Origin of the sequence: Collinsella sp. AF04-24 (genome assembly GCF_003465685.1) — a bacterium.
In the GTDB taxonomy this organism is placed as follows: domain Bacteria; phylum Actinomycetota; class Coriobacteriia; order Coriobacteriales; family Coriobacteriaceae; genus Collinsella; species Collinsella aerofaciens_AP.
The window spans coordinates 34,539-47,812 of the sequence record NZ_QSBK01000014.1; the positions used below are offsets into that span (position 1 = coordinate 34,539).

Below are 13,274 nucleotides of genomic sequence, written 5' to 3' on the forward strand. Positions count from 1 at the left end.
ATCGAGCGGTCGGCGACGGCGGGGCGATATGTGTCAAAAGCATCGTCTGCCGAGGAAGCCTTGCCGTTCGCCGAATTGCACAAACGTAAAAATCGCCAATTATGGAGACGGTCTCGAACACGTCGACGAAACGATGCGGTAACATCTCCCTGCAAACACTGTAGTTAGCTAAAGGGGGAGTTCGCGTGTCTGCAACCATTAAACCCTTCACCGATGAGTTCGAAGAGTATGGCCGCGATGAATCTCGTGCATCGGGCGAAGCATCGAGCATCTCGTTTCCGACAACGGAAGACGAGGTCCGTGCCATTTTGGAAACGCTCCATGCCGAGCGTGTCCCGGTAACGGTTCAGGGCGCCCGAACCGGCCTTGCCGCCGGTGCCGTGCCCCACGGTGGGCATATCCTCAATACTTCCCGTATGAATCGCTACTTGGGCCTTCGCCGCGATGAACAAGGCCAATTTCTGCTGCGCGTGGAGCCGGGCGTTGTGCTCTCGGAGCTGCGCAAGCAGCTGAGCAAGAAGGTACTGCCGACCGCTGGTTGGGACCAGGCATCGCTTGAGGCCTACGAGGAGTTCCAAGAGTCCCCCGAGCAGTTCTTTCCCACCGATCCCACCGAGGCATCTGCCTGTCTGGGTGGCATGGCGGCATGCAACGCCTCCGGCGCCCGCAGCTACGCTTACGGCCCCATGCGCCCGCATATCACGGGACTCCACGTCGCGCTGGCTGATGGCGATTTGCTTGAGCTTCAGCGCGGCGAGGCTTTTGCCCAGGGCCGCCACCTGTCGCTCGTGACGGCAGAGGGTCATACATTCGAGCTTGATCTTCCTGACTACACCATGCCCAAGACCAAAAATGCCTCGGGGTATTTTGTTGCGGACGATATGGACGCCATCGATCTTTTTATCGGTGCGTGCGGCACGCTCGGCGTCATTACCGAGCTCGAGATCGCCCTGCAGGCGGCACCTTCGGTCGTATGGGGTGTGAGTTGCTTTTTCGATAGCGAAGACAAGGCCGTGTCCTTTACCGATTCCGTGCGTCCCGTGCTGTCCCATGCCGCCGCTATTGAGTATTTCGATGCTGGCGCCCTGGATATCCTGCGTCGCCAGCGCGAGCAGTCGACAGCGTTTGCCTCGCTGCCGGCGCTCGACGACGAGGCAAAGGTCTGTGTCTACGTGGAGCTCGACTGCGATGACGAGGCGCAGGCGACCGAGGAGCTGTACCACCTTGGATGGGTGCTGGAGTTTGCGGGCGGCCGCGACGATGCGACATGGGTCGCCCGCACCGAAGTCGATCGCGAGTGCCAGCGGTTCTTCCGCCACGCGGTGCCCGAGAGCGTCAACATGCTCATTGACGCGCGTCGCCGCACCGACCCCACCATTACCAAGCTGGGATCGGATATGTCGGTGCCCAATGCACGCCTTGCCGATGTCATGGCCCTCTATCGCCGCACGCTGGCCGAAAGCGGGCTTGAGTCTGCTGCCTGGGGACACATCGGGAACAACCATCTGCATGTGAACATCCTGCCGCGCGATGCGCAAGACTACCGTCGTGGTGGAGAGCTCTTTGCCCAGTGGGCTTCCGAGGTCACGGCCATGGGCGGTGCCGTTTCTGCCGAACACGGCGTCGGCAAGATCAAGGCGGGCTTCTTGGAGACGATGTACGGCCACGAGGCCATGGTCGAGTCGGCGCGCCTCAAACTCCAGCTCGATCCTGCCGGCCAGTTGGGTCGCGGCAACCTGTTTACGGAGAAGCTCTTGGATGAACTCGTCCAGAAAGGGGGCGCATGAAGATGAGTGATTTCCATATGGTGGTGTGCGTCAAGGCGGTGCCCGGAAGCACCGAGGTCAAGATGGACCCCAAGACCAATACTATCGTGCGTGATGGCAAGCAGGCGGTCATTAATCCCTTCGATGCAAGTGCCCTCGAATGTGCGCTAGCGCTGAAGGACGACTTTATCGGCTTTGGCATGGACGTGCGTGTGACGGTGGTGTCGATGGGCATCCCCGCGACCGAATCGCTGCTGCGCGACTGCATCGCCCGCGGTGCCGACGACGCGCTGCTGCTGACCGATCGCGCCTTTGCGGGCGCCGATACCCTAGCCACCACCTATGCCCTCAAATGCGGCATCGAGGCACTCGATGAGGACTTTGACCTGCTCATCTGCGGCAAGATGGCGGTGGACGGCGATACGGCCCAGATCGGCCCCGAGCTGGCCGGCGCCTTTGGGGTCCCCTGCGTGACCGACGTGAGCTGTGTGCAGAGCGCGGGATTTACGACGTGTGGCTCGCTGGCGCTCGTTCACGGCTGCGATGCCGGCGAGGAGACGGTGTACCTGGAGATGCCGTGTGCGATGACGACTGCCAAGGAGATTGGCCAGCTGCGCATGCCGAGTATTGCCGGTATTCGCGCGGCCGAGGATGCAGACGTGCGCGTGGCCAGCGCTGCCGACGTAAACGCCGACCCCTCGCGTTGCGGCCTTGCCGGATCACCGACGCAGGTCGTGCGCTCGTTTGTGCCCGACCGTGACCAAACGTGCGAGGCCGTCGAGGGAACGGCGTCCGAGCAGGCGGTAAAACTTGCCAAGATTATCGAGGGGGTGGCATAGATGAGCGGGCTGATTATCGATAGCGAAGCCTGTATCGGCTGCGGTCGCTGCGTTCGCGCCTGCGCCTCGGGCGGCATTGTGGTGGAGGGTGAGCGCCCCAATCGCTGTGCCCGCGTAACCGACGGCTGTATCCTGTGCGGTGGGTGCGTCGACGCCTGCCCCGTCAACGCCATCTCGATTGAGCGCGACGAGGCCGCCGGCGCGGCAGACCTTGACGCATATCGAGACATCTGGATCTTCGTGCAGACTGACGAGCACGATGCCGTTGCATCCGTGGCCTTCGAGCTCATGGGCAAGGGGCGCGAGCTTGCCGATGCCCGCGGCTGCCGTCTGGTGGCACTGGTCGGCATGAGCCCCGAGGGCTCACTCGGGGACCTGGAGCATCTGATTTGCGCCGGTGCGGACGAAGTTCTGGTCTGTCGTGACGAGCGCCTGCGTCAGAACGACGCGGAGGTCTACGCTCGCTTGATCTGCGATTTGGTAGCCGAGCGCAAGCCCGAGGCCATTCTGTACGGCGCGACCGCCTTTGGTCGCGAGCTGGCGCCCGGTGTGGCCGTGCGCTTGCAGACGGGTCTTACGGCCGATTGCACGGTGCTTTCTATGGATACGGAGACGGGTCTGCTGCAGCAGACGCGCCCGGCGTTTGGCGGCAACCTGATGGCCACCATTATCTGCCCCAACCACCGTCCTCAGATGGCAACGGTGCGCCCCGGCATCTTTAAGGCGCCCGAGTTTGACTATAGCCGCTCCGGCACGATTACCCAGGTAGTGCTTGCGGATGACGTTAAGGCCCGCGTCGAGATCTCGATTCCCGCCGAGGAGTGGGGACAGCAGGCCTCAATTGCCGATGCCGAGCGTCTGGTCGTGGTGGGCCGCGGCATCGGCTCCAAGAAGAATCTGCCCCTGATGCGAAAGCTCGCCGATGCCCTGGGTGCCGAGCTTGGTTGCACGCGTCCCATTGTGGAGGCAGGCTGGTTGGAGTATCGCCACCAAATTGGCCAGACGGGTGTATCGGTCTCGCCCAAGCTTCTCGTGAGTATCGGTGTTTCGGGCGCCATCCAGCATCTTGCCGGCATCGGTGGGGCGGAGTGCATTATCGCCATCAACGAGGACCCGGATGCCCCCATCTTTGGTGCTGCCCAGTACAAGGTTGTCGGTGATGCCGTCGAGGTCGTCGAGGAGCTGCTGGCCCAGTTTGAGCGCTAGGCACGCGCCAGCCAGTCGCGCATCTCGTCCTTTAGGCGGCTCCAGGTTGCCTGCGTGGCGGGGTCGGTAAAGGGCCGCGTAATGCCAAAGGGCGCGTCGAGCAGGCGGTAGATATCGCCTTGCTCGCGCGCCAGCGCGCGGCTTGCCGGATAGACGAGCTCAAACATAAAGCAGATAAGCCCCACCAAGAAGTCGGCGGGCTCATCGCGCTCATCGCGCGCGACGCAGCGGTGCTCGTCAAAGGCGGTAAGCGCCGGTGTCGAGAAGTGGCTGGCGAGAAACGTGTCCTCATCCACCTTGAGGACGGTGTCGACGGTGCTGTCGGCGATGGTGCGCATAATGTCGATCTTGTCGCCATCGCGCACGATGTCGCAGAAGCTCCGCGTGCGCTCGTCGAGCTGTGCGGGTAGACGGAAATCGCTGTGATAGGCGATGCTCGCTCGGATGAGCTCATCTTCTGCCGGGTCATCGATAAAGTCGCGGATGCTCATTACGGCGGGTGCATCGGCGGGATTCTCGCCAAAGAGGACCTCGATGCCCAGCACTGCATGGCTCATGCTCTCGGCGTCCTTAAAGGTGTCCCAGCGTCGCAGCTGCTCAAAGCGGCCCATATCGTGCAGCAGGCCGCAAAGCCATGCCAGGTCAATATCTTCTGACGACCAGCCCTGCTCGCGCGCTACGGCATCGCATGCCTCGGCCACGTGGTACGTATGCTCGATTTTGAGCGCGATGCGTGGGTTGGTGGCGTCGTAGGCATCGGTGTAGCTTTTGAAGGCCGCGCGCGCCCGGTCTCGATCGATAGCTGTCATAATGACTTCCTAAAAAGTTGTGTCTTTCGATCCGGTGGCAATTGTAGGTGAACTTTATTGCCACCGGTTGATATTTCTGCTGCGTTGCAAGGCGCGCTGCAGACGACTTACCAGAATGGGAGTGGCATGGTCCTTAGGATCTTTAAAATCGTCTGGCCAGTGATGCTTACCTATGTTGCAATAGGCGCGCCGTGCGGAATGATCATGGGGCAGACGGGAATGGAGCCCTGGATGGTCTTTGCTCTGAGCAGCACGTTTGTGACGGGCAGCGGCCAGTTTATGATCTGCAATCTTTGGCTGGCGGGCGTACCGGCACCTTCGATTATCGCGAGCGTCGCCGCCATCTCCTCGCGCTTCGCTCTTTACTCGGCATCGATCGCACCCCATCTGGCGGGCGCCTCGAAGCGTCAGACGCTGGCTGTTGCCGCGACGCTCACCGAGGAGGCATACGGCATCTCGCTTGCCAAGCTGGTTGAGGGGGAGGATTGGGGCCCGCGCGAATCCTTCGTGCTCAACGTGATCCTCATCGCGACATGGGGCGCTTCGTGCACGATGGGTGCCATCGTCGGTGCCGTTGTCGATGTTCCCACCGCTATTGCGAGTTTCGTCTGCACGTCGCTCTTTATCTGTCTACTCTTTTCGCAGCGGCTGTCGCGCGGCAACGTTGTCGCGGCGGTTTCGGGCGCGGTGTCCGTCGCCGTATGCAAGTTCTTGGGCCTCACGAATATTGCCGTGCCGGCAAGCGTCGTGGTCGGCATTGCCATTGCGCTGGCGTGCGATGCTGTATTAGACGGAAGAGGTGCCCGCGATGCCCGTTAACGAGTTCTTGGTTCTGTGGCTGTCGTCGTGGGCTGCTATCGCGTTCTTTCGCATCGCGCCGGCGTTTGCCTTGCGCGGGAGAACGCTGTCGCCCCGCATTACCGAGGCCCTGGGTTATATCCCGCCCGCTGCCTTTGCCGCGCTGGTCGCCAACGACTTGGTGAGCCCCGGGGCGTTCGACGCGGGACTCTGGCCTGCCTTGGTTCCCTGGATTGCGGCTGCCGGCGTCGTGGTGGTGGCAATCAGGACAAAGTCGATGTTGTGGTGCTGTGTTTCGGGCATCGTGCTCTATATCGTTTTGAGCCTCGTATAAGAGCGGGACACGTTTAGCATCCCGGCCAACGAATCCAATTTTTCACCGAGCTGGTCTATTTCTTCTGGTACCATGGTCAAACTTTACTGTAGCAAAGCGTGACGTGGGCTTTTGTACCCCGTCAGCGGAAATGGGGGTTTCATGGCACAGGAAGCGACCGCCAACGAGCAAAAGAAATTCAAGGTCCCGCGCATCCCGGGCGACATCATGATCTATCCGATGATCGTCGGTCTTTTGCTCAACACCTTCTGCCCGCAGGTTTTTGAGATCGGCGGCTTCTTTACGGCTGCCTGCCGCGGTGGCTCCAATACCATCGTCGCCGCGATCCTGCTGTTTGTGGGCGCCGGCATCAGCTTTAAGTCCACGCCGGGTGCCATCAAGACCGGTATCGTCGTGCTGATCCCCAAGCTGGTCGTCGCAGCGGCTCTCGGCCTGGGCGTGGCATATTTCTTTAACGACAACTTCCTGGGTCTGAGCTCCGTGTCTATCATCGGCGGCATCACGTTTTGCAACATGGCGCTCTATACGGGCATCATGGGCGAGTTCGGCGATGAGTCCGAGCAGGGCGCCGTCGGTATCCTGTTCTTTACGGCTGGCCCCGCCGTCACGATGATCATCCTCGGTGTTTCCGGCCTCGCCAACATTCCCATTGGCACCATTATCGGCTCCATCTTGCCACTCGTTATTGGCATGGTTCTGGGCAACCTGTTCCCGTTTATCAAGAACCTGCTGGTTCCCGGTGCCAATCCCGCGATTGCCGTCATCGGATTTCAGCTCGGTGCGTCCATGAGCCTGTCGAGCTTTATCACCGGCGGTATTTCCGGCATCTTGCTGGGCCTTGTCACGCTGTTTGTCGTCGGTCCCATCACCTTTGCGTTCGAGCGTCTGTGCGGCGGCAATGGCAAGGCCGCTGTGGCTTGCTCCACCATTGCCGGCACGGCTATGACCACACCGGTTGCCCTCGCCGAGGTCGCACCGCGTTACGCCGAGCTTGCGCCCACCGCGTACGCTCAGATCGCCACCGCCGTTATCATCACGGCGATCATGGCTCCGATTCTGACTGGCTGGGTCGACAAGAAGTTCTGCCAAGGCAAGGAGGATCTGTCGCCTGTCGGTGTCGAGGCCATCGAGGAGGCCGTCGCGACTGACATCGATGGCGAGTAGCAATCGATACCCATCAATGATGCCGGCGTGTGCAATTCGCGCCGTATGGGCGCCCGAACAGAAATTGTTTTGCAGTGATGTTCGGGCGCTCTGCTATTATCCCCTTTACCCCTGCGGAGTAAAGGGGTGTTTATTGCCCTGATTCGAATTGGGCGATTCTGACCACTTGGGTATTGAAGGGATGGCGCTAGTGGTTAAGGCACTCAAGATTGAGATATTCGTGCTATGCATGATTGTTCTTATCGGGCTTGCCGTGCGAAGTCGTTGCTCCTTGTTCTCGAGCACCCAGCAGCTATTGTTTAGCATGCTTGGCTACACCTCTGCCGCGTACATATTATTCGATATGATCTGGACGCTTTCGGACGGTGTGGACGGCACGTTGGGCATTGCTGCCAACTGGATTTCCAACGCGGTTTCGTTTTCGCTCTTTGCTATCGCGTGTCTCATTTGGTTTATCTATTCCGAGACGGTGCAGGGTTCTCGTCTTTTGACCTCGCGCTATAGGGTGGTGCTTGTAGCGTTGCCTACGGCTCTGGTGGTCGTGCTGGCGTTTACCAGTTACTGGACGCACGCCCTGTTCTATATCGATTCGCAGGGCGTGTATCGTCGCGGCTTTGCCTATATGATCCAGCCCATCGTCAGCTACTGTTACGTTATACATACGTCCCTGCATGCGTTTGTGCAATCTCGCAGGGTCGAGAGCCTGCAGACGAAGGCCATCTATCGAACCTTGGCATTTTTCGCCATTCCGGCCCTGGTGGGCGGTACCTTTCAGGTCGTATACTCGGTGCCCGGCCTTTGTGTCGGCATAATGATTAGCATGTTGCTGCTTTACATCATCTACCAGGAGCAGCTCATCTCGACCGACCCGTTGACTGGACTTAACAATCGCAACCGTTTTGAGACCTATATGCTGTCGCTCTTCTCAAATGTGGATCAGGCCGAAGATGTATATCTGCTTATGATGGACGCCGACGGCTTTAAGCAGATTAACGATCGCTATGGGCATGTGGAGGGCGACCACGCTCTTCAGGTCATATCCGCTGCGCTCAAAGAAGTCTGCTCGGCGTCTGGCGGCTTTATCGCACGTTATGGCGGCGATGAGTTCGTGGTGCTCCAAAAGGCGACGGCGGAGCAGGACATCATAAGCCTGTGTGCGGCAATCAGCGATGAGCTCGCACGTGCCGACGTGCCGTATCTGTTGCGGATGTCCATCGGCTACGCACGGGTCGGTGACGGTGTCGATACCTGGCAAGACTTGCTTCGCGCTGCCGATGCGGAGCTCTACCGCGTCAAGGCCGAGAAAAAGAAAGCCGGCGTCCAGATACGCTAGAAAAAGGGGCGCACGCTTGCGTGCGTGGTGGCCTTCAGCTCACCGATGTACTCCATTAAACTAAAGTATGTGAATCTCTCTGCTAAATAAGGGCAGTTCGCTAGGCTTTTTTGGGTTTGTTGACGATGATGATGCCGCTGCAGACCAAGAGCAGGGCAACGATGACGGTAACGGGGCTCGTGCCGGCGCCCTCGCCAAGCAGCAGTGCGCTCAGCAGTACGCCAAAGACCGGGTTCATAAACCCAAAGACCGAGACGCGGCTGACGGGGTTGACGGCAAGCAGGCGCGACCACAGCGAGTAGGCGACCGCGGAGATAAGCGCCATGTAGATGATGAGCACGATGGCGGGGACAATCGCCGTGGGGGAGAGCGCGCCACCCATCAAAAAGCCGATGGCGGTGAGGACCAGGCCGCCGACCAAGAACTGCCACCCGGCAAGCAAGACGCCGTCGTGCTTGCGCGAGAAGATGCCGATCAGGCAGGTCGAAAGAGCACCCGCGACAGTGGAGGCTAGGATAAAGCCCTCGCCATCGAGCCTGAAGCCAAAGGTGCCATCTGCGCCCGAGAGGTTGACGAGCGCGACGCCGGCAAAGCCCAGCGCACAGCCAAGCACCTTGGCCGTATTGAGCTTCTCGGTGTGAAATGCCAGGGCGGCAAAGAGGATTGCGAGGAAGTTGGCGCTGGCCTCGATGATGGAGCTCGACATGGCGCTGGCGCGCGAGAGGCCCAGATAGAAAAAGAAGTACTGCCCGATAGTCTGGAAGAGCGACAAGACAAAGATGGGCTTGATGTCGCGAGCCTGCGGAATGAGGGGGCGGCGTTGGGCCGCACTCATCCCAACGATAACCAGGGCGCCGGCAAGCGTGAAGCGCAAGCCCGCAAAGAGCAGCTGCGAGGCGCTATCGTGCGCCGGGATACCAAAGAGTGCGTAGCCGATCTTGATGCAGGGAAAGGCCGACCCCCAGAGCGCGCAACAAACAAGGCAGCCCAGGATGAGTCCGGGCAGGGTGGCGAGATACGGCTTGCGGCTTTCCATGGTGTCCTTCCTGTATGCGCGAAGCAAAAAAGAACCCGCCACCGGGTGTGCCGGTGGCGGGTGTTGTTACCCGAGGGGATTGTACCCGATGGGAAAGCTTTAAGCGAAGTAGGCTACGCCGCTCTCAAAGATCGGCATGAACTTGTCGCCGGGGACATGCTCGGGCACGTTGCGGTACAGGTTGTCGCCGCGACGCTCGGCATGGCCCATCTTGCCCAGGACGCGGCCGTCGGGGCTCGTGATGCCCTCGATGGCAAGTGCGGAGCCGTTGGGGTTGATGGAAAGGTCCATGCTCGGCTTGCCGTCCTCGCCCACGTACTGCGTGGCGACCTGGCCGTTGGCGATCAGCTGGGCGAGCACCTCGTCGTTGGCGACAAAGCGGCCCTCGCCGTGGCTGATGGCGACGGTGTAGGGGTCGTCGAGGCTGCACTGCGACAGCCACGGGGACAGGTTGGACGAGATGCGGGTGCGCACCAGGCGGCTCTGATGGCGACCGATGGTGTTGAACGTCAGCGTGGGCGCATCGGGCGTGGCGTCGACGATGTCGCCGTAGGGCACCAGGCCGAGCTTGACCAGAGCCTGGAAGCCGTTGCAGATGCCCAGCATCAGGCCGTCGCGGGCCTTGAGCAGGTCGCGGACTGCCTCGGTGACCTCGGGAGCGCGGAAGAACGCCGTGATGAACTTGGCGGAGCCATCGGGCTCGTCACCGCCCGAGAAGCCACCGGGGATCATGACGATCTGGCTTGCACGGATGCGGCGGGCGAGCTCGTGGGTGCTCTCGGCGACGGCCTCGGGCGTGAGGTTGTTGATCACGAAGGTGTCGGCCTCGGCACCGGCGGCACGGAAGGCGCGGGCGCTGTCGTACTCGCAGTTGTTGCCGGGGAACACGGGGATGATTACGCGCGGGCGGGCGATCTTGGCGCCGCCGTACACGTGGATATCCTTGGCGCGGAAGTCGATGGTCTCGACCTCGGCGGTCTCGCCGGTGCTGCGGTAGGCGAAGACGCCCTCGATGCCGCTCTCCCAGGCCTCCTGGAGCTCAGCGAGCTCGATGACTTCGGAGCCGGTGTCGATGACATAGCCCTCGACGGTGGTACCCAGGGGCTCGACGACAACGCCGTCGGCGACCTCGGGCAGCTCGGCGTCCTCGGCGAGCTCGACGATAAAGCTGCCGTAGAGCGGGGTGAAGAGGCTCTCCACGTCCACGTCCTCGGCAAGCTCGATGCCGATCTGGTTGCCGACGCACATCTTAAAGAGGCTCTCGACGCCGCAGCCGTAGCCGGGCGTGGAGACGGCCAGGGCGTCGCCGTTGGCGGTGAGCGCCTCGACGGCGTCAAACGCGGCGAGCAGCTGCTGAGCGTCGGGGCGGTAGTCCTCACCATAGGTGGCGGGGGCGATGCGCACGACGCGATGCGTCAGACCCTTGAACTCGGGCGAGACGGCACGGGCGGCCTTGCCCACGGCCACAGCGAAGCTGATCAGGGTCGGCGGAACGTTGAGCTCACCGGCCTCGTCCTCAAACGAGCCGCTCATAGAGTCCTTGCCGCCGATGGCACCGGCACCCAGATCGACTTGGGCCATAAGGGCGCCCAGGACGGCTGCCATGGGCTTGCCCCAGCGCTCGGCCTCGGTGCGCAGACGCTCGAAGTACTCCTGGAAGGAGAGATAGGCACGCTTGTGCTCAAAGCCGGCAGCCACGAGCTTGGCGATGGACTCAACCACGGACAGGTAGGCGCCCGCAAACTGGTCGGCCTCCATCAGGTAGGGGTTGAAGCCCCATGCCATAGCGCTCGCCGTGGTGGTCTCGCCGTCCACGGGGAACTTGGCAACCATGGCCGAGCTCGGGGTGAGCTGCGTCTTGCCGCCAAAGGGCATGAGCACGGTCGCGGCGCCGATGGTGGAGTCGAAGCGCTCGGAAAGGCCCTTGTTGGAAGCGACGTTGAGGTCGGTGACGAGCGAGGTCATGCGCTCGGCGAGCGTGGTACCGGCCCAGCTGGGCTGCCACACACTGCGGGCGCAGACGTGGGCGACCTGGTGCTTGGGCGCACCGTTGGAGTTGAGGAACTCGCGGGACAGATCGACGATGGCGACGCCGTTCCAGGCCATGCGCATGCGCGGCTCGGCGGTAACCTCGGCGATAACGGTCGCCTCCAGGTTCTCCTCGGCGGCGTAGCCCATGAACTCCTCGACGTCACCGTCGGCGACGGCGCAGGCCATGCGCTCCTGGGATTCAGAGATGGCGAGCTCGGTGCCGTCAAGACCGTCGTACTTCTTGGTCACGGTATCAAGGTCGACATACAGGCCGTCGGCAAGCTCGCCTACGGCGACCGAGACACCGCCGGCGCCAAAGTCGTTGCATCGCTTGATCAGACGGCAGGCATCGCCGCGGCGGAACAGGCGCTGCAGCTTGCGCTCGACCGGGGCGTTGCCCTTCTGGACCTCGGCGCCCGATGTCTCGATGGACTCGGTGTTCTGGGTCTTGGAGGAGCCGGTGGCACCGCCGATGCCGTCACGGCCGGTGCGGCCGCCCAACAGGATGATCTTGTCGGTGGGGGCGGGGCACTCGCGACGCACGTGGTTTGCCGGGGTGGCGCCCACGACGGCGCCGACCTCCATGCGCTTGGCGACGTAGCCGGGGTGATAGAGTTCGTTGACCTGGCCGGTGGCAAGGCCGATCTGGTTGCCGTAGCTGGAGTAGCCGGCGGCAGCAGTGGTCACGAGCTTACGCTGCGGCAGCTTGCCCTCGAGCGTCTCGGACACGGGGACGGTGGGGTCGCCGGCGCCGGTGACACGCATGGCCTGGTACACGTAGCTGCGGCCCGACAGCGGGTCGCGGATGGCACCGCCCACGCAGGTGGCGGCACCACCGAAGGGCTCGATCTCGGTCGGGTGGTTGTGGGTCTCGTTCTTAAAGAGGAACAGCCAGTCCTGGTCCTCGCCGTCGACATCGACCTTCACCTTGACGGTGCAGGCGTTGATCTCCTCGGACTCGTCGACATCGGTCATGACGCCGGTCTTCTTGAGGTACTTGGCGCCGATGGTGCCCATGTCCATGAGGCAGACGGGCTTGGTGTCGCGACCGAGTTCGTGGCGCATCTCCATGTAGCGGTCGAAGGCCTGCTGCACCACGGCGTCGTCGATCGTCACGTCGTCCAGGACGGTGCCGAAGGTGGTGTGGCGGCAGTGATCGGACCAGTAGGTGTCGATCACGCGGATCTCGGTGATGGTGGGGTCGCGATCCTCATCGCGGAAGTACTGCTGGCAGAAGGCGATGTCCGCCTCGTCCATGGCAAGGCCGCGCTCGGAAATAAAGGCGGCAAGGCCGGCTTCGTCGAGCTCGCGGAAACCGTCGAGCACCTCGACGGGCTGGGGCTCGGGGGTCTCCATGTACAGCGTCTCGGGCAGGTCGAGCGAGGCGATACGCGCCTCGACGGGGTTCACCACGTAGTGCTTGATGGCATCAATGGCGGCCTCGTCCAGAGCGCCCGAGATCATATAGACCTTGGCGGAGCGCACGGCGGGGCGCTCGCCCTGGCTGATGAGCTGCACGCACTCGCTGGCGGAGTCGGCGCGCTGGTCAAACTGGCCAGGCAGGAATTCGACGGCAAAGACGGCGTCATCGCTTGCGGGGAGCTCGTCGTAGGTCACATCGACCTGGGGCTCGCTAAAGACGGTCGGCACGCAGGACCGGAAAAGCTCCTTGTCGATGCCCTCGACGTCGTAGCGGTTGATAATCCTCAGGGCCTCGATGCCCTTGATGCCGAGGATTTCGGTCAGCTCGCCCTTGAGCTGCTGAGCCTCGACGTCGAACCCGGGTTTCTTCTCCACGTAGATACGAGAGACCATTGGTTCCTGCCTTCCTGATCGGTTGGGCGTACGGTACGGTATGCGGCAGCGGTCGGTTTGCGGGGTCTGCCCTGCGGTCGCCTTGAGCCACATGTTTGTAAACCTCACTATGATACGACAGCTCGCGGCGCGTTGAGGACGGC

The 13,274-nt window shown here is 62.0% G+C and carries 10 protein-coding genes; 7 read left to right on the plus strand and 3 right to left on the minus strand.

What is annotated here, in order from left to right; genetic code table 11:
* Positions 1 to 185 precede the first annotated feature (185 nt).
* Genes DWV32_RS06845 through DWV32_RS06855 form a run of 3 tightly spaced genes read left to right on the plus strand, consistent with a single transcriptional unit; the run spans position 186 to position 3,811 of the window.
* Positions 186 to 1,787, plus strand: coding sequence for an FAD-binding oxidoreductase (locus tag DWV32_RS06845; protein WP_117757681.1), 1,602 nt, complete (start codon positions 186 to 188; stop codon positions 1,785 to 1,787).
* Complete coding sequence (locus DWV32_RS06850) at positions 1,784 to 2,605, plus strand: electron transfer flavoprotein subunit beta/FixA family protein (RefSeq protein ID WP_233540428.1); 822 nt, start codon at positions 1,784 to 1,786, stop codon at positions 2,603 to 2,605. Before DWV32_RS06845 ends, DWV32_RS06850 begins: the two co-directional genes overlap by 4 nt.
* Positions 2,606 to 3,811 carry an electron transfer flavoprotein subunit alpha gene (locus DWV32_RS06855; protein WP_117563499.1) on the plus strand — a complete coding sequence of 402 codons (1,206 nt, stop codon included), beginning with the start codon at positions 2,606 to 2,608 and terminating at the stop codon, positions 3,809 to 3,811.
* Here DWV32_RS06855 and DWV32_RS06860 read toward each other — a convergent pair.
* Positions 3,808 to 4,620, minus strand: coding sequence for an HD domain-containing protein (locus DWV32_RS06860; protein ID WP_117582900.1), 813 nt, complete (start codon positions 4,618 to 4,620; stop codon positions 3,808 to 3,810). The genes DWV32_RS06855 and DWV32_RS06860 overlap by 4 nt on opposite strands.
* 162 nt (positions 4,621 to 4,782) lie before the next feature.
* Here DWV32_RS06860 and DWV32_RS06865 point away from each other — a divergent pair, with 162 nt between their 5' ends.
* The 4 genes from DWV32_RS06865 (at position 4,783) to DWV32_RS06880 (ending at position 8,249) form a co-directional block, all read left to right on the plus strand.
* Positions 4,783 to 5,439, plus strand: coding sequence for an AzlC family ABC transporter permease (locus tag DWV32_RS06865; protein WP_255413120.1), 657 nt, complete (start codon positions 4,783 to 4,785; stop codon positions 5,437 to 5,439).
* The gene (locus DWV32_RS06870) at positions 5,429 to 5,752 is read left to right on the plus strand and encodes an AzlD domain-containing protein (RefSeq protein ID WP_117582902.1); all 324 of its coding nucleotides are present in this window, start codon (positions 5,429 to 5,431) and stop codon (positions 5,750 to 5,752) included. Before DWV32_RS06865 ends, DWV32_RS06870 begins: the two co-directional genes overlap by 11 nt.
* 141 nt (positions 5,753 to 5,893) lie before the next feature.
* Entirely contained in the window at positions 5,894 to 6,916 is a 1,023-nt protein-coding gene (locus tag DWV32_RS06875; RefSeq protein WP_117645720.1) for a 2-keto-3-deoxygluconate permease, read from the plus strand.
* Positions 6,917 to 7,106: 190 nt separating this feature from the next.
* Complete coding sequence (locus tag DWV32_RS06880; RefSeq protein ID WP_158566105.1) at positions 7,107 to 8,249, plus strand: diguanylate cyclase; 1,143 nt, start codon at positions 7,107 to 7,109, stop codon at positions 8,247 to 8,249.
* Between the two features lie 100 nt (positions 8,250 to 8,349).
* On the opposite strand, the gene DWV32_RS06885 is transcribed toward DWV32_RS06880, so the two are convergent.
* Positions 8,350 to 9,285 carry a DMT family transporter gene (locus DWV32_RS06885; protein WP_117582905.1) on the minus strand — a complete coding sequence of 312 codons (936 nt, stop codon included), beginning with the start codon at positions 9,283 to 9,285 and terminating at the stop codon, positions 8,350 to 8,352.
* Positions 9,286 to 9,384: 99 nt separating this feature from the next.
* Positions 9,385 to 13,131, minus strand: a complete 3,747-nt coding sequence (locus DWV32_RS06890; protein WP_117629658.1) for a phosphoribosylformylglycinamidine synthase — start codon at positions 13,129 to 13,131, stop codon at positions 9,385 to 9,387.
* Positions 13,132 to 13,274: the final 143 nt, after the last annotated feature.

What these genes read in the sequence shown, in the direction of transcription:
- DWV32_RS06855 (WP_117563499.1), top strand. Translation starts at nt 2,606, where the DNA reads ATGAGCGGGCTGATTATCGATAGCGAAGCCTGTATCGGCTGCGGTCGC.
- DWV32_RS06890 (WP_117629658.1), bottom strand. Translation starts at nt 13,131, where the DNA reads ATGGTCTCTCGTATCTACGTGGAGAAGAAACCCGGGTTCGACGTCGAG.
- DWV32_RS06870 (WP_117582902.1), top strand. Translation starts at nt 5,429, where the DNA reads ATGCCCGTTAACGAGTTCTTGGTTCTGTGGCTGTCGTCGTGGGCTGCT.
- DWV32_RS06865 (WP_255413120.1), top strand. Translation starts at nt 4,783, where the DNA reads ATGCTTACCTATGTTGCAATAGGCGCGCCGTGCGGAATGATCATGGGG.
- DWV32_RS06860 (WP_117582900.1), bottom strand. Translation starts at nt 4,620, where the DNA reads ATGACAGCTATCGATCGAGACCGGGCGCGCGCGGCCTTCAAAAGCTAC.
- DWV32_RS06850 (WP_233540428.1), top strand. Translation starts at nt 1,784, where the DNA reads ATGAAGATGAGTGATTTCCATATGGTGGTGTGCGTCAAGGCGGTGCCC.
- DWV32_RS06875 (WP_117645720.1), top strand. Translation starts at nt 5,894, where the DNA reads ATGGCACAGGAAGCGACCGCCAACGAGCAAAAGAAATTCAAGGTCCCG.
- DWV32_RS06885 (WP_117582905.1), bottom strand. Translation starts at nt 9,285, where the DNA reads ATGGAAAGCCGCAAGCCGTATCTCGCCACCCTGCCCGGACTCATCCTG.